The organism is Actinomadura mexicana (assembly GCF_900188105.1).
GTDB lineage: Bacteria > Actinomycetota > Actinomycetes > Streptosporangiales > Streptosporangiaceae > Spirillospora > Spirillospora mexicana.
Genome location: NZ_FZNP01000002.1, coordinates 689,981 through 714,872, shown reverse-complemented (window position 1 = coordinate 714,872; position 24,892 = coordinate 689,981). Strand labels below are relative to the sequence as shown.

20 protein-coding genes are annotated in these 24,892 nt (G+C 71.4%); 12 read left to right on the top strand and 8 right to left on the bottom strand.

The features are described from left to right. The first annotated feature begins 7 nt into the window (after nucleotides 1-7). The 10 genes from CHC11_RS07650 (at nucleotide 8) to CHC11_RS43330 (ending at nucleotide 12,619) form a co-directional block, all read left to right on the top strand. The gene (locus CHC11_RS07650; RefSeq protein WP_089310850.1) at nucleotides 8-1,276 is read left to right on the top strand and encodes an ATP-grasp domain-containing protein; all 1,269 of its coding nucleotides are present in this window, start codon (nucleotides 8-10) and stop codon (nucleotides 1,274-1,276) included. Then, complete coding sequence (locus tag CHC11_RS07645) at nucleotides 1,273-2,529, top strand: MFS transporter (RefSeq protein ID WP_089310849.1); 1,257 nt, start codon at nucleotides 1,273-1,275, stop codon at nucleotides 2,527-2,529. The genes CHC11_RS07650 and CHC11_RS07645 overlap by 4 nt, the downstream gene beginning before the upstream one ends. A gap of 92 nt (nucleotides 2,530-2,621) precedes the next feature. Continuing rightward, nucleotides 2,622-3,887, top strand: coding sequence for an ATP-grasp domain-containing protein (locus tag CHC11_RS07640; protein WP_179278732.1), 1,266 nt, complete (start codon nucleotides 2,622-2,624; stop codon nucleotides 3,885-3,887). Beyond that, nucleotides 3,887-5,170, top strand: coding sequence for a hypothetical protein (locus tag CHC11_RS07635; protein WP_089310847.1), 1,284 nt, complete (start codon nucleotides 3,887-3,889; stop codon nucleotides 5,168-5,170). The genes CHC11_RS07640 and CHC11_RS07635 overlap by 1 nt, the downstream gene beginning before the upstream one ends. 144 nt (nucleotides 5,171-5,314) lie before the next feature. Further along, the gene (locus CHC11_RS07630; protein ID WP_089310846.1) at nucleotides 5,315-6,166 is read left to right on the top strand and encodes a S1 family peptidase; all 852 of its coding nucleotides are present in this window, start codon (nucleotides 5,315-5,317) and stop codon (nucleotides 6,164-6,166) included. A gap of 201 nt (nucleotides 6,167-6,367) precedes the next feature. After that, nucleotides 6,368-7,792, top strand: coding sequence for a cytochrome ubiquinol oxidase subunit I (locus CHC11_RS07625; protein WP_089310845.1), 1,425 nt, complete (start codon nucleotides 6,368-6,370; stop codon nucleotides 7,790-7,792). A gap of 9 nt (nucleotides 7,793-7,801) precedes the next feature. Further along, nucleotides 7,802-8,809, top strand: coding sequence for a cytochrome d ubiquinol oxidase subunit II (cydB, locus tag CHC11_RS07620; RefSeq protein ID WP_089310844.1), 1,008 nt, complete (start codon nucleotides 7,802-7,804; stop codon nucleotides 8,807-8,809). Then, nucleotides 8,806-10,461, top strand: coding sequence for a thiol reductant ABC exporter subunit CydD (cydD, locus tag CHC11_RS42020; RefSeq protein WP_089310843.1), 1,656 nt, complete (start codon nucleotides 8,806-8,808; stop codon nucleotides 10,459-10,461). Before cydB ends, cydD begins: the two co-directional genes overlap by 4 nt. Nucleotides 10,462-10,633: 172 nt before the next feature. Further along, complete coding sequence (cydC, locus tag CHC11_RS42015) at nucleotides 10,634-12,376, top strand: thiol reductant ABC exporter subunit CydC (RefSeq protein WP_089310842.1); 1,743 nt, start codon at nucleotides 10,634-10,636, stop codon at nucleotides 12,374-12,376. Nucleotides 12,377-12,490: 114 nt separating this feature from the next. Continuing rightward, on the top strand, nucleotides 12,491-12,619 hold the full coding sequence (locus CHC11_RS43330) for a hypothetical protein (RefSeq protein ID WP_281258287.1): 129 nt from the start codon (nucleotides 12,491-12,493) through the stop codon (nucleotides 12,617-12,619). Between the two features lie 36 nt (nucleotides 12,620-12,655). On the opposite strand, the gene CHC11_RS42010 is transcribed toward CHC11_RS43330, so the two are convergent. Continuing rightward, a complete protein-coding gene (locus CHC11_RS42010) occupies nucleotides 12,656-12,970 on the bottom strand; it encodes an alpha/beta fold hydrolase (RefSeq protein WP_218825963.1) in 315 nt (104 codons plus the stop codon). 240 nt (nucleotides 12,971-13,210) lie between these two features. Beyond that, on the bottom strand, nucleotides 13,211-14,563 hold the full coding sequence (locus CHC11_RS07600; protein WP_245918870.1) for an amidase: 1,353 nt from the start codon (nucleotides 14,561-14,563) through the stop codon (nucleotides 13,211-13,213). A 163-nt stretch (nucleotides 14,564-14,726) separates the two neighbouring features. On the opposite strand from CHC11_RS07600, the gene CHC11_RS07595 reads away from it, so the two are divergent. Beyond that, complete coding sequence (locus tag CHC11_RS07595) at nucleotides 14,727-15,794, top strand: LacI family DNA-binding transcriptional regulator (protein WP_089310840.1); 1,068 nt, start codon at nucleotides 14,727-14,729, stop codon at nucleotides 15,792-15,794. An 86-nt stretch (nucleotides 15,795-15,880) separates the two neighbouring features. On the opposite strand, the gene CHC11_RS07590 is transcribed toward CHC11_RS07595, so the two are convergent. Beyond that, complete coding sequence (locus CHC11_RS07590; protein ID WP_089310839.1) at nucleotides 15,881-16,492, bottom strand: TetR/AcrR family transcriptional regulator; 612 nt, start codon at nucleotides 16,490-16,492, stop codon at nucleotides 15,881-15,883. A 115-nt stretch (nucleotides 16,493-16,607) separates the two neighbouring features. On the opposite strand from CHC11_RS07590, the gene CHC11_RS07585 reads away from it, so the two are divergent. Next, complete coding sequence (locus CHC11_RS07585) at nucleotides 16,608-17,642, top strand: glycoside hydrolase family 113 protein (protein WP_089310838.1); 1,035 nt, start codon at nucleotides 16,608-16,610, stop codon at nucleotides 17,640-17,642. Between the two features lie 1,251 nt (nucleotides 17,643-18,893). Here CHC11_RS07585 and CHC11_RS07580 read toward each other — a convergent pair. The 5 genes from CHC11_RS07580 to CHC11_RS07560 form a co-directional block, all read right to left on the bottom strand. Beyond that, complete coding sequence (locus CHC11_RS07580; RefSeq protein ID WP_089310837.1) at nucleotides 18,894-19,199, bottom strand: hypothetical protein; 306 nt, start codon at nucleotides 19,197-19,199, stop codon at nucleotides 18,894-18,896. Nucleotides 19,200-19,590: 391 nt separating this feature from the next. Further along, nucleotides 19,591-21,027, bottom strand: a complete 1,437-nt coding sequence (locus CHC11_RS07575; protein ID WP_089310836.1) for an MFS transporter — start codon at nucleotides 21,025-21,027, stop codon at nucleotides 19,591-19,593. 396 nt (nucleotides 21,028-21,423) lie between these two features. Next, a complete protein-coding gene (locus CHC11_RS07570) occupies nucleotides 21,424-22,659 on the bottom strand; it encodes an RNA polymerase sigma factor (RefSeq protein ID WP_089310835.1) in 1,236 nt (411 codons plus the stop codon). After that, complete coding sequence (locus CHC11_RS07565; RefSeq protein ID WP_218825962.1) at nucleotides 22,656-23,036, bottom strand: YciI family protein; 381 nt, start codon at nucleotides 23,034-23,036, stop codon at nucleotides 22,656-22,658. The genes CHC11_RS07570 and CHC11_RS07565 overlap by 4 nt, the downstream gene beginning before the upstream one ends. After that, nucleotides 23,033-23,656: a dihydrofolate reductase family protein gene (locus tag CHC11_RS07560; RefSeq protein ID WP_089310833.1), complete on the bottom strand. Its 624-nt coding sequence runs from the start codon at nucleotides 23,654-23,656 to the stop codon at nucleotides 23,033-23,035. Before CHC11_RS07560 ends, CHC11_RS07565 begins: the two co-directional genes overlap by 4 nt. Nucleotides 23,657-24,892: the final 1,236 nt, after the last annotated feature.

Genomic DNA, 24,892 nt, shown 5'->3' with positions numbered 1-24,892 from the left:
GGTCCGTATGTCGTATGACCCGCCCGCGGGCGGCGAGCGTCCGCTCCTTCTCCTGGTCGCGAGCAGCTACTGGGTCTACCGCAAGTACATCCTGGAGTCGGTGTCGCAGCGGTACCGGCTCTGGCTGCTCAACCCGTCCCCGGTGAGCTGGGAGGAGCCCTACATCACCGGGCACACCGTCGTCGACTGCCTCGACCTGGACAAGCTGACGGCGGCGGCCCGCGAGGTCGCCCGCGACCACGAGGTCGCCGGGGTGTTCTGCTACGACGAGGTCTACATCGAGACGTCCGCGCACCTCAGCGCGGCGCTCGGGTTCCCCGTCCTCGACCCGGGCGCGGTGGCTCGGTGCCGGGACAAGTCCGCGACGCGGGAGGCGCTGCGGGAGGCCGGGTTCCCGCAGCCCGCGTCCCGCGCCGTGGCCTCGCTGGAGGAGGCGCGCGCGTTCGCCGGCGAGATCGGCTGCCCGCTCATCGTCAAGCCGCGCAACCTCGGCGGCAGCCTCGGCCTCAGCAAGGTCGAGAGGCCGGAGGACCTGGACGCCGCGTTCGCGCTCACCGACGGGACGCGGATGGGCGGCATCCGCCAGTTCGAGGACTACGTGATCGTGGAGGAGTTCCTCGAAGGCCCGGAGATCTCCGTCGAGTGCGTCCTGTTCCAGGGGGAGTGCACGCCGCTGGTCGTGGCGCGCAAGGTGCTCGGCGGCAGCGGCGACCTGGCGTTCGAGGAGATCGGCCATGACGTCGACGCGGGCGACCCGCTGCTGTTCGACACCGGTTTCCACGACATGCTCACCCGGGTCCACGCCGCGGTCGGGTTCACCGACGGGTTCACGCACATCGAGTTCAAGCTGACCCCGGACGGCGCGAAGCACGTCATCGAGATCAACGTCCGGCTGGGCGGGGGCATGATCCCCTACCTCGGGCTGCTCACGTCCGGTGTCGACGGGCCGCTGGCGGCGGCCGACGTGGCGGCGGGCCGCCGGCCGGCCGTGGCGTTCCCGAAGCCGCGCAGGGCGGCGTCGATCCGGTTCGCCTATCCCCCGTACGACATGGAGATCACCTCGGCGACCGCGCACACGGAGCTGATGCGCCCGCCGGTCGCCGAGGTCGAGCTCGGCACGCAACCGGGCGCGCGGGTGCGGCTGCCCCCGCACGGCCTGGCCCGCTCGGGATTCGTGATCGCGGTCGGGGAGACGCTGGAGGAGACCCGCGCGGCGATCCCGGACGCCGGACGGTACTTCACGTTCGAGGGCACCCCGCTGGAGCAGGCGCCATGACGTCCGCGGAGCACCCGACGGTCCTCGCCACGCTGCGCGAGATGAGCGGTACGGTCCGGATCCTGGTCCTCGGCAACCTGATCAGCAACCTGGCGGCGTTCCTGAACGCGTTCCTGGTGCTGTTCCTGACCGGCGAGGGCTTCAGCGCGTGGGAGAGCGGCGTCGTGCTGACCGCGCTCATGATCGGCCGGATCTCCGGGTCGGCGGTGGGCGGCGCCGCCGCGGACCGCGTCGGGTACCGCTGGGTCATCGTCGGCTCGATGGCGAGCACGGCGGCGCTCACGGCGGCCCTCGTGCACGTGCCGAATGTCTGGGTCGGCGCCCTGGTCGCCGGGGGGGCGGGACTGACCGCCCAGGCGTACCGGCCGGCGGCGATGGCGTGGGTCGTCGAGTTGACGCCCAAGGACCGGCACGTGATGGTCTTCTCGGTGCTGCGGCTGACGTTCAATGTCGGTTCGACGGTCGGCCCGTTGGGCGCCGCGCTGCTGCTGACCTACGCGTCCTACCACGCGCTGTTCTACGTGGACGCGGCGACGTCGCTGGCCTTCGGCCTGGTCGCCTACGTGGCACTGCGGTCGGACGCCGAGCCCGAGACCCCGGACGGCGGGTCCGGCGGGGAGCGCGCCGGCTACGGGCAGGTGCTGGCCGACCGGCGGTTCATGCTCGTGGTGCTCGGCCTCTTCCTCACCGCGGTGACCTACATCCAGTCGTCGGCCGCCCTGCCGCTGTTCGTGACGGGCTCGGGTCACGACGAGCGGGTGTTCGCGATGCTGCTGACCGTCAACGGAGGCATCGTCATCGCCTTCGAGGTGCTGCTGTCCAAGTGGCTCCAGCGGCTGCCGATCGGGGTGCCGATGACGCTCGGCATGGCGATGCTGGGCGTCGGCCATCTGATCTACACCGGACCGACGCCCGTCGCGCTGCTCCTCCTCGCGACGGTCGTGTGGACGTTCGGGGAGATCATCGCGGCGCCGTCGATGATGGCCTACCCCGGGCTCGTCGCACCGACCGCGCTGCGCGCCCGCTACATCGCGGCGGCGACGATCCCGCAGCAGGTCGGCTACGCCGTCGGCCCCATGATCGGAGTCGCGGCGTGGCACGCGTGGGGCGCGGGCGTCTGGGTGCTGACCGGGGCGTTCGGGCTCGCGGGCGCCGCAGCCGTCGCCGCCGGCGCCGGGCTGGCGCGGCGCCGCCCGGCGGACGAGCCCGGGCCGGCCCTGGAGCCGGCCACGGCGGCCGAGGGCGGCGAATGAGGCGAGGCGACACCTCGGCGAGCACGGCCGCCGCGCCCGCGAGGACGGGCGCCGCACAACGAACGGAACGATCGAAACAGAAGGTGACCACCATGGACAAGCCAGTCGTCGCGATCGTGCGGCCCTTCACCTCGGCGGCGATGGTCGCTCCTGCGCTCCGGGAGGCGGGGTTCAGCCCGGTGGCCTTGATGGACTACACGGGCCCCGCGCTAGCCCCGCTGCACTCCTCGCACGATCCCGGCAACTACGACGCGGTCATCAACCATCACGGTGACATGGCGGAGACGATCGCCCGGCTCGGCGCGCTGAACCCGATCGCCGTCATCCCCGGGGTCGAGGCGGCGCTGCGGCTGGCGCAGGAGTGCTCCGACGCCCTCGCGCCGGAGTTCTCCAACGACCCGGAACTGGTCGACGCCCGGCGGCACAAGTACCTCATGCACCAGGCCCTGGCCGCGGCGGGGCTGCCCGTCCCCCGGCAGATCTCCGCGACCGACCCGGACGCGGTCGCCGCCTGGATCGAGCGCGAGGGGCTCGCGGGCAGGGACCTCGTCGTCAAGCCGCCGACGAGCGCCGGCACCGTCGGGGTCAGCCGCGCTCCCGGCGGGCAGGGGTGGCGCGAGCAGTTCACGGCGATGCTCGGTACCCGCGACAAGCTCGACGTGCTGGCCGAGGAGGTCCTCGTCCAGGAGATGATGACCGGCACCGAGTACGCCATCGACACCGTCAGCCACGACGGCCGGCACTCGATCACCGACATGATCAAGTACCGGCGGGTGCCGTTCGGCGAGGGCATCGCCGTGTACGACTTCGTCGAGTGGCTCCCCTACGACACCGACGCCTACGGCGAGCTGATCGACTACGGCCTCGCCGCCCTGGACGCGGTCGGGCTGCGCAACTGGGCCGCGCACACCGAGATCATGATGACCCCGGACGGGCCGCGGCTGCTGGAGGTCAACGCGCGGCTGGCCGGGGCGGGCAATCCCGCGGTGACCGAGATCGCCACCGGGGAGAGCCAGGTCACGAGGATCGTGGACGTGTGCCGCGGCCTCGGTCCGCAGATGCCGCCCGGCTACACCCTGCGCCGCAACGTCATGGCCGTGTTCCTCATGTCGCACTCCACCGGGATCGTGCGCAACGCCGAGATCTACGACCTGGCGCGCGACCTGCCCAGCTACCACTCGCCGGTGCACGTGGTGAGGACCGGCGACCACGTCGACGCCAGCACGGACCTGTTCGCCAGCATGACGATGGGCTACATCATCCTCGCCCACGAGGACGCGGAGCAGATCTACGCCGACCGCGAGGCAATCCGCAAGATCGAGAAGGACCTCGTCGTCGACGCGGACGAGGCCGGCTGATGGTCACCGCGAAGTACCTGGAGGCGGCCGGCGAGGGGCCCCTGCGCGACGCCATGGCGGAGGCCGAGTACCCGCCCGTGTTCACCGAGGCGTGGGGCAGGTACCTGGCGACCCGGCCGCTGTTCTCGTCCGAGGCGCGGACGCGCCGGGCGGCGGACGACCTGGCCGGGCTGTTCCGGCTGATGACGGCACTGCCGGACCGGCTGTTCGACGGCGACCGCCGCAGGTTCTGTGCCGCGGTCGGCGCGGACGCGCGCCGCACCGATCTGATGACGCGGTTCGACGCGGAGCCGGTCCTGTACGGGCGGGCCGATCTCTACGACGACGGTTCGCGCTTCCGGCTGCTGGAGTTCAACATCGGCAGCGAACTGGGCGGCGTCGACATGAGCGAGGCCAACCGCTGCCTGCTCGCCCGCAAGGAGTTCGCCGCGTTCGCCGACGAGCACGGCCTGTCCACCGTCGACACTCCGGCGGCCATCGCGCGGCAGTTCGTCCAGGCCACGCAGAAGGAGGCGCCGGTCGTCGCCACACTTGAGGCCGTCGGCGGGATGGCGGCGTACGAGTCGCTGCACCGCTCCTTCCAGGAGTCGATGAAGCGATACGGCATCGAGCTGCTCATCGGCGAAGTGGACCAGGTGCAGGAGAAAGGTGGACGGCTGTACCTGCACGACCGCCCGCTCGATCTCGTCCTGCGGTACTTCTCCGCCCACCAGGTGGCGCGGGACCCGCGCAACGACAAGCCCGTCGAGGCCGTCATGCGCGCCTACGAGGAGGGCAAGGTCGTGCTGTGGACTCCCCTGACGGCGTCCATGTTCTCCTACAAGAGCTGCCTGCCGCTCCTCTCCGATCCCGACATGCGCGCGGAGTTGTCGCCTGACGAGAACGCTTTGATCGACCGCATCCTGCCGTGGACGCGGACCCTCACCCCCGACCTGGCCGACCAGGTCCGGGCCGAGCGGGACGAGCTGATCCTCAAGCCCGTCGCGGGCCTGTCGGGGAGGGGCATCCGCGTGGGCTGGGACCAGACCGACCGCGAGTGGGCCGAGACGGTCGCCGAGTGCCTGAAGGAGGACTACATCGTCCAGCGCCGCGTCGTCCCCGCCGGCGAGCCGATGCTCAACGCGGAGACCGGCGCGGTCGAGGACTGGCTGGGCGTGTGGGGTCTCTTCGTCTTCCCGGACGGCTACGGCGGCGCGTTCTGCCGGGCCGTCCCGTCCGGCGGGGCGTCGGTCGTCAACCTCGGCACGAAGGGCGCGAGGGTGACCTCCGCGTTCCACTACTGACCCCGGAGGGAACGCCGCGGGTCTGGCTTTGCAATGCCTGCCAGATTCGCGGCGTTCTCCCTTTTCGTCCAGATTCGCCCTTTCTGGACGGCGGGGCCGTGGTTAGCATCACGCTGCCACCCTCACCGGAGAGGACCCCCCGCCATGCACAGACGCATTCTCGGCGTGCTCGCCTCAGCGGCCGTCGGCGCCGCGGCGCTGACCGCCGGCGCCTCCACCGCCTCCGCCGCGCCCGCGCGCCCCGTCCAGGTCAGGGCCGTCGACTTCACCGGGATCGTCGCCCTGAGCAACTGCTCCGGCTCGCTCGTCCGCACCCCGACCGCCGCCGACAGCGACCCGGCGCTCGTGCTCACCAACGGCCACTGCTACGAGGGCGGCATGCCCGGCGCCGGCCAGGTGATCACGAACCGGGCGTCCAGCCGCACGTTCAGCCTGCTCAACTCCAGCGGCTCGGGCACGCTCGGCACCCTGCGCGCCAACAGGGTGCTGTACTCCACCATGACCGACACCGACGTGACCCTGTACCGGCTCACCCAGAGCTACGCGGCCATCCAGCAGGCCTACAGGACGCCGGCGCTCCAGCTCTCGCTCAGCCATCCCACCGCCGGCGCGGACGTGCGCGTGGTCTCCGGCTACTGGCGCAGGATCTACTCCTGCAACATCGACGGCTTCGCCTACCGCGTCAAGGAAGGGGCGTGGACGTGGAAGGACTCGATCCGCTACACCCCTTCGTGCAACGTCATCGGCGGCACGTCGGGCTCCCCGCTCGTCGACGCCTCGACCGGCAAGGTGGTCGGGGCGAACAACACCATCAACGAGGACGGCGGCCGCTGCACGCTGAACAACCCGTGCGAGGTCGACCAGTCCGGAACCGTCACGGTGCACCCGAACATCGGGTACGCCCAGCAGACCTACACCCTGGCCGCCTGCATCGCCCCCGGCAGCGTCCTCGACTTCAACCGCTCGGGCTGCCTCGTCCCGCGCGCCGGGAGTTGACCCGCCGCCGCCATCGCACGGCCCGCTAGACCGAACGCAGACCTGCCCTGGACGGGGCGGCGCATCCCTCGCGCCGCCCCGTCCAGCACGTCCGGGGCGAGTGACCCAACTAACCACCAGTCGTAGTACTACAGGCCGTAGTATCTCTGACAGGATGTAGTACTACAGCTCGTAGTAGATACGCCGGAGAGGCCTGCGCCCATGGACACCGTCGACATCGCCCGGTGGCAGTTCGGGATCACCACCGTCTACCACTTCCTCTTCGTCCCGCTCACGATCGGGCTCTCCGCGCTGGTCGCGCTCCTCCAGACGGCCTGGCTGCGGACCGGGAGGACGGCGTACCTGCGCGCCACCAAGTTCTGGGGCAAGCTCTTCCTGATCAACTTCGCCATGGGGATCGTCACCGGCATCGTGCAGGAGTTCCAGTTCGGCATGAACTGGAGTGACTACTCCCGGTTCGTCGGCGACGTCTTCGGGGCGCCCCTCGCCATCGAAGGCCTGCTCGCCTTCTTCGTCGAGTCGACCTTCCTCGGCCTGTGGATCTTCGGCTGGGACAGGCTGCCGAAGCGGCTGCACCTCGGCTGCATCTGGCTCGTGCACATCGGGACGCTGCTGTCGGCGTACTTCATCCTCGCCGCGAACTCCTGGATGCAGCACCCCGTCGGCTACCGGATCGACCACGAGTCCGGACGGGCCGTCCTCACCGACTTCTGGGCCGTCCTGACCAACTCCACCCAGCTCGTCGCGTTCCCGCACACCATGACGGCGGCGTTCGCCACCGGCGGCATGTTCATGGCCGGCGTCAGCGCCTGGCACCTGGCCCGCCGCAGGAACGTCGAGGTGTTCCGGCCGTCGCTGAAGCTCGCGCTGGCCGTCACCGCGATCGCCTCCATCGGCGTCGCGATCACCGGCGACCTACAGGGCAAGGTCATGACCGAGCAGCAGCCGATGAAGATGGCCGCGGCCGAGGCGCTCTACGAGACCGAGCAGCCCGCCTCCTTCTCGATCTTCACCGTCGGGACGCTGAACGGCGAGGAGGAGGTCTTCGGGGTCAAGGTGCCGCGCGTGCTGTCGTTCCTCGCCACCGGCACCCTCGACGGCGAGGTCAAGGGGATCAACGACGTGCAGGCCGCCGAGCAGGCGCGCTACGGGGCCGGCGACTACCGCCCGATGATCCCCGTCATCTACTGGAACTTCCGGGTCATGGTCGGCGCCGGGATGGCCATGGCGCTGGTCTCGCTGGCCGGGCTGTGGCTGCTGCGGCGCGGCAGGCTCCCCTCCAGCCCCTGGGTGTACCGGATCGGCGTCCTCTCGCTGACCCTGCCCTTCGTCGGCAACTCCGCCGGATGGATCTTCACCGAGATGGGGCGGCAGCCCTGGTCGGTGTTCGGCGTGCTGAAGACGTCGTCGAGCGTCTCGCCGGGGGTGTCGGCGTCGTCGATGCTCATCTCGGTCGCGTCGCTGACCGCGCTCTACGGCGTCCTCCTGGTCATCGAGACCGGGCTGATGCTCAGGTACGCCAAGGCCGGGCCGCCGTCGGAGGACGAGGTGCTGCCGCCGCCGTCCGACGGCCCCGGGTCCGACTCCGACTCCGACTCCGAGCGCTCGCTCGCGTTCGCCTACTGAGGGCCGGTCATGGAACTCACCACCGCCTGGTTCATCATCATCGCCTTCCTGTGGACGAGCTACTTCTTCCTGGAGGGGTTCGACTTCGGCGTCGGCATGCTGCTGCCCGTGCTCGGCCGCGACGACGTCGAGCGCCGCGTCGTCATCAACACCATCGGGCCCGTCTGGGACGGCAACGAGGTGTGGTTCATCGTCGCGGGCGCCGCCACCTTCGCCGCGTTCCCCGAGTGGTACGCCACCCTGTTCAGCGGCTTCTACCTGCCGCTCCTCGCGATCCTGCTCGCACTGATCATCCGCGGCGTCGCGTTCGAGTACCGCGGCAAGCGCGACGACGCCCGCTGGCGGTCCCACTGGGACAAGGCGATCTTCTGGGGCAGCCTCGTGCCCGCCTTCGTGTGGGGGGTCGCGTTCGCGAACATGGTCCGGGGCGTGCCGCTGGACGCCGACCACGAGTTCGCCGGCTCCCTCGCCGACCTGCTCGGCCCGTACGCGCTGCTCGGCGGGCTCACCACCGTGACCCTGTTCATCCTGCACGGCGCGGTGTTCCTCGCGCTCAAGACGACCGGGGGCATCCGGGCGCGGGCCCGCCGGATCGCCGGCCTCGCCGCGGTCGCCGCCATCGTCGCCGGGGGCGGCTTCCTGCTGATCACCCAGCTCCAGTACGGCAAGCCCGTCACCTGGCTCACCGCCGCGGGCGCCGCCGCCGGGCTGCTCGCCGCCGCGGCGGCCAACCGGCGCGGCCGCGAGGGCTGGGCGTTCATCGGAACCGGCGCCGCCATCGTGCTCGCCGTCGCCACCCTGTTCCTGTCGCTGTTCCCGGACGTCCTGCCGTCCACCCTCGGCACCGGCGGCCTGACCACCGCGAACGCGGCCTCGTCCGGCTACACCCTGAAGATCATGACGTGGGTGGCGGCCGTGTTCACCCCGATCGTGATGATCTACCAGGGCTGGACGTACTGGGTCTTCCGCAAGCGGATCGGCACGTCCCACATCCCGGTGAGGAAGCCGGTCGCATGAAGCCCCTCGACCCCCGGCTGCTGCGCCACGCCCGCACGACGCGCCCGTTCCTCGCGGCGTCGGTGCTGCTCGGCGCCGCCACCGCCGGACTGATCATCGCGCAGGCGACCCTCCTCGCCGGCATGCTCACCCGCGCCTTCCTGGACGGCGCGTCGCTCGGCGGCCTGCGCACCCCGCTCCTGCTGCTCCTCGCCGTCGTCCTCGGCCGGACGCTCGTCGCGTGGCTCCAGGAGGTCGCCGCGCACCGCTCGTCCGCCGCGGTGAAGTCGCAGCTGCGCGGCCGGCTGCTCGCCCACGCGCTGGCCCTCGGGCCGCGCTGGCTGTCCGGGGAGCGCAGCGGCGAGCTCGCCACCCTCGCCACCCGGGGGATCGACGCGCTGGACGACTACTTCTCCCGCTACCTGCCGCAACTGGTCCTCGCGGTGATCGTCCCGGTGGCGGTCGGCGCGCGGATCCTGCTGGGCGACTGGCTCTCCGCCGTGACGATCGCCGCGACGCTCCCGCTCATCCCCGTCTTCGCGATCCTCGTCGGTCTCACCACCCGGCGCAGGATGGACCGGCAGTGGCGGACGCTCTCCCTGCTCTCCGCCCACTTCCTGGACGTCGTCGCCGGGCTCCCCACGCTGAAGATCTTCGGCCGGGCCCGCGCGCAGGCGGACCGGATCCGCGAGATCACCGGCCGGCACCGGCGCGCGACCATGTCCACCCTGCGGATCGCGTTCCTGTCCGCCCTCGTCCTGGAACTGCTGTCCACCCTGTCCGTCGCCCTGGTCGCCGTGTCGATCGGGCTCCGGCTGGTGGAGGGCGGCCTCGGCCTGCAGACCGCGCTGCTCGTCCTGATCCTCGCGCCGGAGGCCTACCTGCCCCTCCGCCAGGTCGGCGCGCAGTACCACGCGAGCGTCGAGGGCCTCACCGCCGCCGCGCGGATCTTCGAGGTCCTCGAAACGCCGCCGCCCCCCTCCGGGACGCGGCGGGACGTCCCCGACCCCGACCGCGCGACCCTCCGCCTGGACGGCGTGACGGTGACCTACCCCGGCCGCGGCGCCCCCGCCCTCGACGACTTCTCGCTGACCGTCCACCCGGGCGAGACGGTCGCCCTGGTCGGCCCGAGCGGCGCGGGCAAGTCGACCGTGCTCGCCGTGCTGCTCGGCTTCGTCCGCCCGGACTCGGGGCGCGTCCTGGTCGACTGGGACGACCTCGCCGACCTCTCGCCGGACGCCTGGCGCGAGCGCATCGCCTGGGTCCCCCAGCGCCCGCACCTGTTCGCCGGCTCCGTAGCCGCGAACATCCGCCTCGGCCGCCCGGACGCGTCCGACGCCGAGGTCCGCGAGGCCGCCCGCGCCGCGAACGCCCTCGGGTTCGTCGACGCCCTCCCCTCGGGCTTCGACACCCCCCTGGGCGACCGCGGCGCGGGCCTGTCCGCCGGACAGCGCCAGCGCATCGCCCTGGCCCGCGCCTTCCTCCGCGACGCCCCGCTCCTCCTCCTGGACGAGCCGACCTCCAACCTGGACACCGAGAGCGAGGCCGCCGTCCTCGACGCCGTCCGCCGCCTGGCGGAGTCCCGCACGGTCATCCTCGTGGCCCACCGCCCGGCCCTCGCGGCGATGGCCGACCGCACCGTCCCCATCACCCCGGCCCTGGTGACGACATGACCCCCTCCACCTCGGCCTCCGGCCACCGGAAGGCATCGGGCCCCGCCCGCGGAGCGGCATCGAACCCCGGTGGCCGAAATGATTCACGTGAAACCTGCGGGACCTTCCGGCGTCCCGCCGGGAAGGCTTCGGCGGGCGCGGGCGGCTTCACAGCCGCGGCGGGGGTGAGGGCATGATCTTCCGGCTTCTCCGGTTCGCGCGTCCGGCGCGGGGACGGCTCGCGCTGGCGTTGCTGTTCGGGGTGCTGGCCCTCGGCAGCGGGGTCGGGCTGATGGCGACGTCGGCGTGGCTGATCTCGCGGGCGGCGCAGCACCCGCCGGTGCTCATGCTGATGGTCGCGATCGTGGCGGTCCGCGCGTTCGGGCTGGGGCGGGGCGTGTTCCGGTACGTCGAGCGCCTCGTCGGGCATGACGCGACGTTCCGGATCCTCGCCGACCTGCGGGCCCGGGTGTACGAGCGGCTGGAGCGGCTCGCACCCGCCGGGCTTCCCGCCTTCCGCGGCGGCGACCTCCTGAACCGGCTGGTCGCGGACGTCGACGCCGTCCAGGACCTCTTCCTGCGGGTGCTGCTGCCCTGCACCGTGGCGGCGGTCGTCGGCGGCGCCTCCGTCGGGCTCGCCTGGCTGCTGCTTCCCTCGGCGGGCGTCGTCCTCCTGCTGGCCTTGCTGCTCGCCGGGGTCGTCGCCCCCTGGCTGTCGGGCGTCGTCTCCCGCCGGGCCGAACGCCGCACGACCGACCTGCGCGGCGAACTCACCTCCCACGTCGTCGACACCCTGCAAGGCGCCCCGGAACTCATCGCGTACGGCGCCGCTCCCGAACAGCTCGCCAAGGCCGCGCGACTCGATCGCGACTTCACGCGCGCCACGGCCCGCTCCGCTGCGACCACCGGGCTCGGCGCCGCCATCTCCGCCCTCGCCGGTGGTCTGGCCGTCTGGGGCAGTCTCGCCGTCGGCGTGCCGGCCGTCCGCTCAGGGGCCCTCGACGGTGTCCTGCTCGCGGTCGTCGTCCTCCTCCCGCTGGCCGCATTCGAGGTCGTCGCCGGGCTGCCCCTGGCCGCCCAGTACCTGGAGCGGGTCCGCCGCTCGGCCGCGCGCATCTTCGCCGTCCTGGACAGCCCGCCCCCGGTCCAGGAACCGGACGCCCCAGCACCGCTGCCTGCGGCGCCCTACACACTTTCCGTCGAGAACCTCCGGGCCCGTTGGACGCCCAGCGCACCCTTCGCCCTCGACCGCGTCTCCCTGGATCTGGCGCCCGGCCGCCGCTGCGCGATCGTCGGCCCGAGCGGAGCGGGCAAGACCACCCTGACGGCCGCGCTGCTCCGCTTCCTGGAACCCGCCGGCGGCCGGACGTCCCTCAACGGCGTGGACCTGCGCGCCCTCTCCGGCGACGACGTCCGCAAGGTCATCGGCCTCTGCGCCCAGGACGCGCACCTGTTCGACTCGACGATCGGCGAGAACATCCGCCTGGCCCGCCCGTCCGCCACCGACGAGGAGATCCGCGACGCGCTGCACCGCGCCCGGCTCCTGGACTGGGTCGAGTCCCTCCCCGACGGCCTCGCCACCCGCGTCGGCGAGCACGGCGCTCAAGTCTCCGGCGGCCAGCGCCAGCGCATCGCACTGGCCCGCGCCCTCCTCGCCGACTTCCCGATCCTGCTCCTCGACGAGCCCGCCGAGCACCTCGACACCGCGACCGCCGACGAGCTGACCACCGACCTCCTCGCCGCCACCGAAGGCCGGACGACCCTCCTGGTCACCCACCGCCTCGCCGGCCTGGACGCCGTCGACGAGGTCATCTTCCTGGACGAGGGCCGCGTCACCGACCGGGGCACCCACACCGACCTGCTGAACCGCCCCGGCCCCTACCGCGCGCTCTGGCAACGCGAACAGGCCACCGCCCCGGCCCCCCAACCCGCGTGACCCGTCCATCGAACGGTCCTTCTCGTCCATTCTGAGGCGTTCGGAGAACACTTCCCGGTCCGGCCGCATCACATTGAGTACAGGATCCGTTCGATGGAACGGGGGATTCCACAGATGAAGATCTTGCGCATCACCCTCCGGATCGCGATGGTGCTCCTCGCCCTGGCCACCACGATCGGCGCCCTGGACGCCGCCCGAGCCGAGGCCGCCTCCCCGCCACGCGCCACCACGTCGCAGCCATGAGCCGAGGAAGCGCGGACGGATGGCACGCGGGTGCGCTCAGTGCTCCTTCACCGCGTCCGCGATGTGCGCCGCGAGCAGTCGGGGAGCGGAGGCGTGGGCGAGGTGGCCCTCTCCCGGGATGCGGACGACCCGTGCTCGCGGCATCGCCTGCTCGAACTGCGCGAACGCGGTCCCGTAAGGCGGCTGCCCCTCGTTGTCCGCTCCGAGGAGCAGGGTGACCGGCACGTCGAGGTCCGCGTAGGCGCCGAAGGCGGGCCGGTGGCCGTCGATGGCGCCGAGCTCGTCGGCGAGGGGCGACCGGGCCGCCGTAGCTCCAGCCGAACAGGTGCGTCCCGCCGGCAAGGCCGACATCGCCGAGACCTCCGAGGACGTGACTCAGATCGTCCACCTCGGTGCGGACCGAGTAGTGGGATCCGAGAGGGCCGCTCTCCCCGCGCCCGCGACGGTTGAGCACGACCACCGGGTTGGGAAGGTCGATGTGCTCGACGACGGGCCGCTAGGTCGCGGCGTCGGCCATGACGCAGCCGACCTGGGGGTCGAACTGGACGGCGGCCGCGGTGACCGGGCTGACGGCGGGCATGGGCTGCTCCTTCATGGCTGCGACGGGGTGGTGGAGATCGTCTTCGCCAGGCGGCGCGCGGCGGCGAGCAGCAGGCGCTCGGCGCCCGGCCGGGCGATCAGCTGCAGACCGGCGGGCAGCCCGTCGACGAGGGCGGCGGGCAGGCTGACGGCGGGAAGTCCGAGCACGCTCCACGGGCTGGTGAACGCCAGGAGCGCCGCACGGACGTCGACCGGCGTCCCGTTCAGCGCCAGGGTCCGGGCGCCCAGTGGCGGAGCGACGACCGGAACGGTGGGCATGGCGAGGATCTCAAAACGTCCGAAGAGGGTCGTCACCGCCCTGCGGACCCGTTCCCGCATCTCGCGGGCCGCGGCGGTGTCCTCGGCGGTGATCCGCCCGGCCGCGCGCAGGCGCGCCAGCACCTCCGCGTCGTAGAGTTCCGGCGCGGCGGCCATCCGTCCCGCGTGGAGCCGGTGGACCTCGCCGCTCTGGATCGCGGTGTAGGCCCAGCGCAACCGCGCGAGGTCCGGGACGGCGACGTCCCGCACGGGCAGCGGTTCCAGCATGGCGCGGGCCGCGGCGGTCACGCGCGGGTCGCTCGGGTGGACGGCGTCCGGCGCCACCCAGCCGACGCGGACACCGGCGGCATCAGGGGCAGGGGCGTCCCGGCCGGCCAGAGCGTTCCACAGCAGCAGGCAGTCCTCGGCGGTCCGCGCCATCGGGCCCACCGTGTCCAGAGAGGACGAGACCGGGAAGACCCCGTCGGACGGCACGGCGCCGAGGGTGGGTTTGAGCGCGACGATCCCGCAGCACGCGGCGGGGATGCGCACCGAGCCGCCGGTGTCGGTGCCCACCGCGAGCGGGACGATCCCGGCGGCCACGGCCGCGGCGGACCCGCTGCTGGACCCTCCGGCGAGCCGCCCGTCCCCGTACGGGTTGCGGGTCGCCCCGTTCAGCGAGCGGTCGCCGGTCGGTCCGAAGGCGAACTCGTGGGTCGTGGTCTTCCCGACGATGACCGCGCCGGCGGCGCGCAGCCGGCGCACGCACTCGGCGTCGTGCGCGGGCACCCGGTCCGCGTGGTGGCGGGATCCCATCGTGGTGCGCAGCCCCGCGGTGTCGACGACGTCCTTGACCGCGACGGGGATGCCGTGGAGGGGACCGCGGTCCAGGCCGGCGGCCAGCTCCCGTCCGGCGCGCTCCGCCGCCGCGCGCGCCCCCGTCCCGTCGACGGTGACGAACGCGTTGAGCGCCCCGAGCCTGGACGCCTCGTCCAGCGCCCGATCCACCAGTTCGCCCGGGGACGTCCGCCCGTCCCGCAGGGCGTCGGCCAGTCCCGCGACCGTATGGCGGGCGAACCAGCCCGCTCCCGGCGGCAGGCTGATCACACCGACCGCCCCGCATCGACCCGTCGTGTCACGGCTTCGCCTCTTTCCCATCGATCCGGATGGAATCTTCAGTGACCCAAACGATTGGGTCAAACGTTTGGGTTGTATAAAAGACACCGGACGGCAGCCCTGTCAAGGGCACGACGGCAGGAAGGCGGACGAGGTGGCCCGCAACGACCGGCAGCGGCCCGCGACGCTGCGGACCATCGCGCAGGCGGCGGGCGTCGACGTCTCCACCGCCTCCCGGGTGCTCAACGGCTCCCCCGAGGACGCCCAGCGCGCCGCATCCCACGAGACCGCCGAGGAGATCCGGCGCTGGGCCGCCCGGCTGGACTACCGCCCCAACCCGCACGCCACCAGCCTGCGCACCCAGCGCAGCAACCTCGTCGGCGTCCTGGTCCCCCGGCTGTCCGACCTGGTGCTCGCCACGATCTACGAGGGCATCGAGGACGCCGCCGCCCGGCACGGCCTCACCACCTTCGTCATGAACAGCCACGACCGGCCGGAGCAGCAGCGGGCGCGCACCGAACTGGCGCTGTCCCGGCACGTCGACGGCCTGGTCTTCGGCGACGCGCACACCGGCGCCGCCTTCCTCGACGAGATCGCCGAGCGGCGCGTCCCGTTCGTCCTGGTCAGCCGGCACGCCGGCCGCCACCCGTCCGTCACCTGCGACGACCGTCTCGGCGGACGCCTGGTCGCCGACCACCTGCTCGCCCTCGGCCACCGGCGGGTGGGCGTCATCGCGGGCGAGCCCTTCGCCAGCACCGGCGCCGACCGCACCGCCGGCTTCGTCGACCGGTACCGGGAGGCGGGCTTCCCCGTGCCCGGCTCCCACGTCGTCCACTCCGGTTTCGACGCCGCCGGCGGCCGAGCCGCCGCCGCGCGCCTCCTGCGCCATGACCCCCGGCCCACGGCCCTGTTCGCCGTCAACGACTTCGCGGCCATCGGCGCGCTCGGCGTCCTGCGCGACCAGGGCCTGCGCCCCGGCCGGGACGTCGCCGTCGCCGGCTACAACGACACCCCCCTCGCGGCGGAACTGCCCATCCCCCTCACCAGCGTCCGCTCGCCCATGCGCGAAATGGGCGCACGTGCCCTCGACCTGCTCGTCGAACTGCTCGCCGGAGGAACGGCCCCGGCTGAGCGCCTGCCTCCCAGCCTCGTCGTCCGGGCGTCCACCGACCCCGCGACACCTTCGGAGGATGATCGAGGACTTCTGACCGCGGGCCACTGAACCCACGGCTCCGTGGCATTCAGCCGGCCCTACGACCCGTCCATGACGTTCGTCGACCGGGGAGAACTAGCTCTCGGCCCGCGGAATCAAGAACCTCGTGGACTGAAGGTGGCGCGCCCCCGGACCAGCGGCAGGAAGACCTCCTCCACGATCTCGACGAGAACGCCGTCCGGCACGGCCGGGACGCCCCGCGTCATGTACTCGCTGCGCAGCAGCGCCACCGGCGTGGACGCGACCCGCGGATGCAGCGCCTCGGCCACGGCCTCACCACGGGCGACCGCCCGGCCGAGCACCGTCAGCCACGCCGCCTCGTAGGCGCCGCCGCCGCCGTCCCGCAGCTCGGCGAGCAGTTCCGGCGCGCCCCCGGCCGCCGCGATCAGTCCGCGCAGGATCTCCCCGTACGGCGACGACCACGTGCTGTTCGCGCGACGCAGCAGGTCCAGAGCGTCGTCGCGCAGCGAGCCGGTGTCCGGGACCGTGATCTCCGCGTCGGCCAGCCGGCGGTACGCGGCGACACCGAGCGCGACGCGGTTCGGCCACCGCCGGTAGATCGCGTTCTTGTTCGTACCGGCCCGCCGGGCGACCTCGTCCATGGTCAGGCCACCGGCACCGGACTCCCGCAGCACCTCGGCCGCCGCCCGCAGGATCGCCTCCTCCAGCGCGGCCCCCCGCCGCCGCGACCCGCCACCCTCAGCCATGCAGCCCCTTCATCCGCCAGGGTACGAAGCGTACTCCAGACCAACCTCACCAGCGGCAAACAGAATCAGCTATAGGGTACGGTGCGTACCGTAACTACGACTCGAAGGAACGGCCATGCGCGCCCTCGGCATCAACTTCGACACGGGATTCACCAGCGCGGGAACCACCACCCGCGAGCCCTTCGACCCGGCCACCGTGCGCCGCGAGATGGACATCATCCGCACCGACCTGCGCTGCGACGCCGTCCGGATCACCGGCGGCGACCGCGACCGGCTGGAGACGGCCGCCCACCTCGCCGCCGAGGCCGGACTCGAAGTCTGGTACTGCCCGTTCACCAACGGACTCACCCAGGACGAACTGCTCGACTTCCTCACCGACAGCGCCGCCCGGGCGGAGCGGCTGCGCCGCGACGGCGCCGAGGTGGTCTTCCTCACCGGCTCGGAGATCTCCATCTGCACCGCCGGCTTCCTCCCGGGCGACACCCTCCAGGAAAGAGTCGCCGTCCTGTCCGACCCGGAGCAACTCCGGCCCGTGCTGGCCACCCTGCCCGCCGCGATCAACGCCTTCCTCGACAAGGCCGTCGCAGCCGTGCGGGCCGAGTTCGGCGGCCGCGTCGGCTACGCCTCGCTGCCGTTCGAAGGCGTCGACTGGACACCGTTCGACATGGTCGCCACCGACGCCGGCTACCGCGACGCGCAGAACGCCGACCAACTCCCCGCCGGGCTGCGGGCCCTGACCGCCCACGGCAGGCCCGCGGCGGTCACCGAGTTCGGCTGCGCGTCCTACCGCGGCGCCGCCGCCATCGCGAGCCGGGGCGACGAGGTCATCGAGTGGAACGACCAGGCCCGCCCCGCCCGCTTCACCCGCCCGGTCGTCCGCGACGAGCAGGAACAGGCCGACTACCTGCGCGAACTCCTCGGCACCTTCGAAACCTCGGGCATCGACGCGGCCTTCGTCTACACCTTCGCCCGCTACGACCTGCCCCACGCCGACACCGACGCCCACGACTTCGACAGGGCGTCCTTCGGCATCGTCAAGGTCCTCCCCGACGACCGCAAGGGCACCGCCTACCCGGACATGCCCTGGGAACCCAAAGCCGCCTTCCACGCCCTGGCCCAGTACGGGCACGCCCGCTCGCAACCGGCGTAGCCCCGCCGTACCGCGAATCATCCCCCGCGTCGCTCCGCCGCGATGGCGAGTACCTCAGCGTGTGCCTCCTGATGCATCCCATCCAGCCGGGCCTCGGACCACCTCGTCCAAGCCGGCAAACGCCTCAAGCACCTCCCGGTACTCACGCTTGGCCCCACTCAGAACCATCCACACCCCGCCCACCGAACACCCAGACCGCGAGCCCAACCCCAAGTCAACGAAGCACACCCCCTGCTGCGTTGCTCTTGCTCTTGCCTGGATCCGGGCGGCTCCGACTCCAGCGCTTCGCACGAGCGTTCCATGCCTCATTCGGCACGAGCGGCTGCCTCGGTGGGCGGCCGTTGCCGTTCGTCTCTGTCATCCGGCAACGCATAGAGCCGAGCAGTTCGCAGACCGTCCCGCCATGGCTGGGGACTCCCTGCGAAAAGTTCGCTGATCCCATTACAGATACGCGGTCTCGTGCGGAAAAAGTGTTGCGGATTCCCGGGCAGGCCCCCGGTCTGCCCGATTCACGCGAGGGCAAGGTGCCGGCCCCTGCTGGGATTTCAGCTCACTCAATACCTTGCGTAACAGCCCCGAACCCGCACGGTCTTCTTTGGGCCCGGTTCATCCCGGTGCCTGCCCGGAGGTCTCCGGGGCTGAAACAAGAAAACAAGGTGGTTGATATAAATGGCTAACGCACACACGGGCACTCCGCTCATGGGAGCGCCTGATTGTTCACTTAGTACCGGGCGGTCGACAGTCGCCTCCGTGACCATCGGAACGCTTCCGCTCTTCCCCGGTACCGGGGGCTCGGCGGTCGCTTTCGTGACCACCGAGGCGCCTCCGATCGTCCAGGCGTGCGACAGGCCCGGACACGTGCAGGTCACCTGCATGTTCTGCCAGGTGTCGTACTGCTCACTGTGTGACGGACACAGCTGCTAGTTCCGACGGGCCCCGGCCCCCGCGGGGGCCGGGCCGGTTGAGCGGCTGATCAACAGACCGGCCCCTCCGCGTTTGCGCGGAGGGACCGGTTCCATAAGCCTCGTTGGCAGGACGGATGATGTGGCGCATGTCGTCGCAGTCCCACGGAGTTTCCACATCGGCGGGGTACGCCTCGCCCCACGTCGCCCCGGGGCAAGGACCTTTCGAGCGTCGAATGTGGCCCGGCGGCATCACCACCGGACCACGCCTCAGAAAGATGTAGTGAGCATGTGGTCGGCCGTCGGACGGTCGCGCGGCGCAGGCTGGGCGACCGAGGTCGGGCGCCAGTCAGCCGCAGTGAACCTTCCTGCCGGTCAGCTCCCCCTTGTGCACGCCGTCGGTGTTGATGAAGGCATTGACGTACAGGCACCGATTGCGGGCGTAGACGTAAAGCGGCCCGGAGTACCAATGGTTCCGCTTGCTGTAACCGTCGTACTTGCAGCTGCCGTACTTGGTCCTGGCCGCGTTGTAGACGCAGAGCTTGAGCCTGATGCTGTAGAGCGACGTCGAGCCCTTGCGGACGGCCAGTGCGCAGTTATAGCCGTTGGAGGAGTTGTAGTAGACCTTGAGATACCCGCGGACCTTGGAGTTCACGTAAATCGAATGGGTACTGCGCAGGGCGTACCTCGACCCGCATGACGGGCCCGCCGCGCTCGCCGGCGAAGTGGACGCCAACACGGTCGTCAGCGTCAACGCGGGAAGCATGACAGCGGCCAGGCGCAGCACGCGCCCTCCAAATTTGATCACGCGGTGAACCCTACGGCGGCCAGGAGGGTTCCGCTAGTGCCGGACGCCCCATCGTCCAAGGCGTTTCCCAGCCCCCCGGCGTCGCCGAAACACCTGGTGACGGCCGCAACACAGATCCGGAAACCGCAGCCCCGGCCCCGCAGACGTACCGTCATGCCGATTTGACGGTTCGGCGCTGGGCCGGGGCCCTGGAAATCCCGGGAGGCGGTTCTGCATGCGAGCTGGGGGGTGGCCCTGGTCAGTTCCGGGCCTCTTTCAGGGCTCTGCGGGGCATCAGGGTGACGAGCGGGATGCTGAGGGCGACCAAGCCCAGGACGACGATCAGGCTGATCTTCATGGCGTGGTCGAAGCCGGAGTTCGCGGCCTGGAAGAAGATCGAGGTGACCGCGGCCGATCCTGTTCCGGCGGCGAGCTGCTGCACTGAGCTCAGCGAGCCGCTGGCGCTGCCGGCCTCGTCGGGGTTGATGTCGCCCAGGGCGACGTCGAAGATCGTGCCGTAGCAGCAGCCCAGCCCGAGACCGATCACGAAGAACGCCGGGGTGAGCGCCCCCAGGCCGGGGCCGGTGCCCGAGGCCATGACCAGGGCGAGCACCCAGCCGCAGCCGGCCAGCACGATGGCCAGGCCGACGAAGACCAGGGCGCGGCCCAGCTTGGCGATCAGGCCGCCCATGGCGGCGAACGCGGAGGCGATGATGCCCAGGGTCAGCGGCAGCAGGGCCAGCGCCGCGCCGCGCGGGGAGGCGTGCAGGCCCTCCTGCAGGTACAGCGACAGCACGTAGACCAGTCCGATCGTGGCGGCGAAGACGATGAGCCCGACGAGCAGGCCGGAGGTGAAGCCTCGGTTGCGCAGCAGGGACGGTTCGAGCAACGGGTCGGCGGCGGTCGACTGGCGGTGGGCGAAGGCGGCGAAGAAGGCCAGGCCGGCGACGATCGAGGCGATCGGGATCGTGGTCCAGCCGCTGGTGGAGCCCTCGATCAGGCCGTACAGCAGGCCGAACATCGCGCCGGCGAGCAGGCCCGAGCCCCACCCGTCGACGACCGTGGAGTGGTCGCCGTCGTCGCGGGGGAGGATCCTGACCGCCACCGCCAGACCGACCACGCCCAGGACCAGGTTGATCAGGAAGATCGGGCGCCAGGAAAGGCCGAACAGGTCGGCGCTGACGATGAGGCCGGCCAGTACCGGGCCGCCGATGGTGGCCACTCCCAGCAGCGGGCCGAACAGCCCGAACGCCTTGGTGAGCATTTCGCGCGAGAACGTCTTCGTCATGATCCCCATGCCCTGCGGGATCAGCAGGGCACCGAAGGCCCCCTGCGCCACCCGGGCCACGATCAGCAGTGCGGGGTCGGGGGCCACGCCCGCCGTCGCCGAGGCGACCGTGAAGCCGGCCATCCCGATCAGGAAGAGCCTGCGCTGCCCGTACCTGTCGCCCAGCCGGCCGCCGACCATGAGCAGCACGCCCATGGCGAGCATGTACGCCGTGCCCAACCATTTGATCAGGCCCTGGCCGCCGTGCAGCTCGTCGGCGATGGTGGGCGCGGCGATGTTGGTGACGGTCGCGTCGATCACGTCCAGGGCGTCGGCGAGCAGCACCAGCGCCAGGATCGCCCACATCGACCGGGAGGACTTCGGACGGGTGGACGTCGTGGACGTCGTGGTCGTCGTCATGGTCGTCATCGCGGCACCCGTGTCCTGGTCGCCAGTTTCATGATCGTGCTTCCCTGCTCTTCAGGGCCGGCCCCTCGTGGGCGGCCTCACACCCCTGCTACGAACACCCCGCCCCCGATCCGACACCGCCCCGCGAACTTTGTCGCCGGACTCGATGGAGCCGTTGACGCCGTCGTAGTGCCGCATGATCAGCAGAAGGCGCCCTTGGCCTTGGGGTCGTCCACGGCGCTGCCGGGCAGGCGCGCGCCGGACGGCATGCCGGTGGCGAGGTAGGCGTCGCGACCTGGCATTCGAAGCTCGAACGAAGCGAAACCGTCGCGCCGGCGCGACGGGTTGCGGAATGCATCGGCAGAGCGCCCCGGGTCGGCCGCCGCTGCTCGCGGGGTGGTCGACCGGGATCCGTGGCTACCGCAGTTGGTCGCGGCGGCGGGTCAGGTAGGCGGTCTCGGCGGTGTTGCCGGCCAGTTCGATGGCTCTGTCGTACGCCTCGCGGGACTCATGACCGCGGTGCAGCCGGCGCAGCAGGTCGGCGCGGGTGGCGTGGTAGGCGTGATAGCCGGCCAGCCTGTCCCCAAGACGGTCGACGGCCGCCAGTGCCACCTCCGGTCCGTCGAGCTCGGCGACCGCGACGGCCCGGTTGAGGACGACGACCGGCGAGGGGTCGAGGCGGACGAGCTGGTCGTAGAGGGCGACGACCTGCGACCAGTCGGTGTCGCGGATGTCGCGGGCAGAGGTGTGCACGGCGTTGATCGCCGCGAGGATCTGGTAGCGGCCCGGAGCGGTCCCGGCGGCGGCAGCGGCGAGGCGCTCGCGCACCAGCCGGTGCCCCTCGGCGATCAGCATCGCGTCCCATGCCCCGCGGTCCTGCTCGGCCAGGGGGACCAGTTCGCCCCCGGCCGAGACCCGGGCGGTGCGGCGAGCCTCGGTGAGGAGCATCAGCGCCAGCAGCCCGGCCACCTCACCGTCGCCCGGCAACAGCGCGCGGATCAGGCGAGTGAGCCGGATCGCCTCGGCGGTCAGGTCGTGACGTAGGGGACCGGTGTCGGGGCCGGTGGCCAGGTAGCCCTCGTTGAACACCAGGAACAGGACGGCGAGCACGCCGGACACGCGTGCCGGGAGATCCTCCGCGGCCGGCACCCGATACGGGATGCGAGCCGCCTTGATCTTGGCCTTCGCGCGGGTGATCCGCCGCTCCATGGCGGTCTCGGCCACCAGGTGGGCGCGGGCGATCTCGGGCACGGTCAGACCGCCGACCATCCGCAGCGTCAGCGCCACGCGGGTCTGCATCGCCAGCGCCGGGTGGCAGCAGGTGAAGATCAGCCGGAGCCGGTCGTCGTCGATGGCGCCGACAGGCTCGGGCGGGTCGTCGTCATACACCATCTGAGCCTCCTTGTGCTTGTCGTCGCGCTTGTTCTCGCGCCGGATCCGGTCTATGGCCTTGCGGTTGGCGGTGGTGGTCAGCCAGGCACCGGGGTTGGGCGGTACACCGTCGGCCGGCCACCGCTGCACGGCGATCGCGAACGCCTCGGCCGCCGCCTCCTCGGCGATGTCGAGATCACCGAAGCGCCTGGTCAGAGAGGCGACCACCCGGGCCCACTCCTCGCGGTGGGCCCGGGTGACCGCCTCCTCGACATCGCTCATCGGAACGGCCGCACCTCGATCTTCCGATCGCAGACCTTCGACGCCTCGGCGGCGAGCTTGAGCGCCACATCGAGATCGGGGGCCTCCCACACCCAGACGCCGGCGAGGTACTCCTTCGACTCCACGAAAGGCCCGTCGCTGAACACCGCCTGCTCGCCGCGGTTGTCGACGACCGTGGCCGCGTCGGTGTCCGCGAGGCCGCCCGCGAAGACCCAGTGGCCCTCGGCGATCAGCCGTTCGTTGAACGCGCTGATGGCAGGCTCCCTGTCCGTGCTGCCGGGCTCGCTCTTGTCATCGATCACGGAAACCAGGTATCGCATTTGAAGATCATCTCCTGTGGTGCCGAGACGGCGTGGTTCGGTGGCCAGCGACTTCAAGCCGTTGGCGCGTACTGCGGACGCCCGGCAGGCCGCAGGACCTGGATCGTCACGCCCTTGGAGTCGACGCGCGACTCGACCAGGTCGAACGCGAGATCCGGGCCCGCGTCCGGGAACAGCCGCGCGCCCTGGCCGAGCACCACCGGGACGGTGATCAGAGTCATCTCGTCGACCAGATCGTTCTCCAGCAGCCACCGGGTCAGGATGCCACTGCCGTGCACCTGCACCTCACCCCCCGGCTCGGCCTTCAACTCCCGGACGGCGGCCGCGACGTCTCCGGACAGAACGGTCGTGTCCGACCACGGCGCATCCGTGAGCGTGGTCGACGCCACGTACTTGGGCCGTGTGTTCAACGCTTCCACGACGGACTCCCAGCCAGGGGCGTCCTGGACCGTAAAGGTCCCCCATGAACCGGCGAACAGCTCGTAGGTCCGCCGCCCGAACAGGAACGCCTTGGCGCGCTGGTAGGTCTGGTTGATGAACGTCCTGGTCTCGTTGTCGCCCTTCCCCAGGGCCCATCCGCCGCGCTCGAACCCGTTCCTGCGGTCCTCGTCCGACGCGCCGCCGTTTCCCTGCATCACTCCATCGATGGTGACCTGAGTGACGGTCGTCAGCTTCATGATCGCGTTTCCTTGCGTTGGCGCCGCCCCTCGTGGGCGGCCTCACCCCGGCTACGAACACCACCGCCCCGATCCGACACCGCCTCCCGATGTTCTTCGAAGAATTTCGGGACGCAGGCCGTCAGCGATCCGGCGGAGCCGGGCCGGGCGCGTTGGTCGTTGCCCGGTGGCGGTGGCTGCCGCCTGTCCCCGTTGATCACCTCTCAGCGGGCACGCAGCGGGCACACCCGCCCGCGCTGCGATGATCAGGACGTGCCCACGGAGCACCTGGACCACGGCGGGAAGATTATGAACCGCTCAGCTTCTACGCGCTGCCGGACGATGCCTGAAGCATCGAACTGACTGACATGAGCGGTGACGGCGGCCCACTGGGTGACCAGCAAGGCCCTCCCGCCTGAACTTCACCCCACGGCGACCATCACGGGCACCGCCCCCACTTCCCGGAGCCGGAGTGCCCCCGCCGGTGGCGCTTCTGCGCGTCGGGACGTTCTAGGCTCGCGCCATGCCGAGACCACCAGAGCCAACTGATCCCGAACATGAGGCGAACCTGGGTCGGGTGGCCGTCTGGTTGAGTCCGGAGGACCTGGAGTGGTTGGCAGTTCGCTGCGTGTGCGCTGATGGCACTCCCACTGAGGAGCGGCGTCAGTGCGACCGCATTCGGTTTCGTGCCCATGCCGCGCTTCACAAGGCGGGGGTGAAGCGCGACACCTCCTTCGATCAATGACGAGGCGGCGCGACCCTGCGACCGCCGGCACCTGGTGAACGGACCAGAGACAACACGACCCGCGCCCGGCGCGGCCGCCCGCTGACCGCCGCCCACCCCGCCCGCTCCGAGCGGCCAGGGGCTGGACCCCGCCGCCCCTTGGGTGCGACTGCAAAGGCTTAACTCAAGAAGGCGAAGTGATCGGGCACGAAAGAAGCGGTCGTGAGGGACAAGAGCCCAGGTCGGAACATGGTGTCCGACCTGGGCTTTTGGGTGCCTGGAGCCTAGGGGATTGCAAATCTGCGAGATCAATCCCCGTGAGGCATCCCACCTCGGCGAACCTCGATCCCCAAGTGACCGCTCTTGCCCCCTGATCACCCTGCCTAATGGCCCACGGATGGCCCGGCGCACCTCTCCCCGCGACCTGCACGAAGGGCAGCGTGCCCAACACTCGACCGGCCTGGGACATTCGCCTCAACAGACCAACGAACCTGTCCGGAAGGTGCTCCGCGCGAACGGCGCTTACCTCCCGA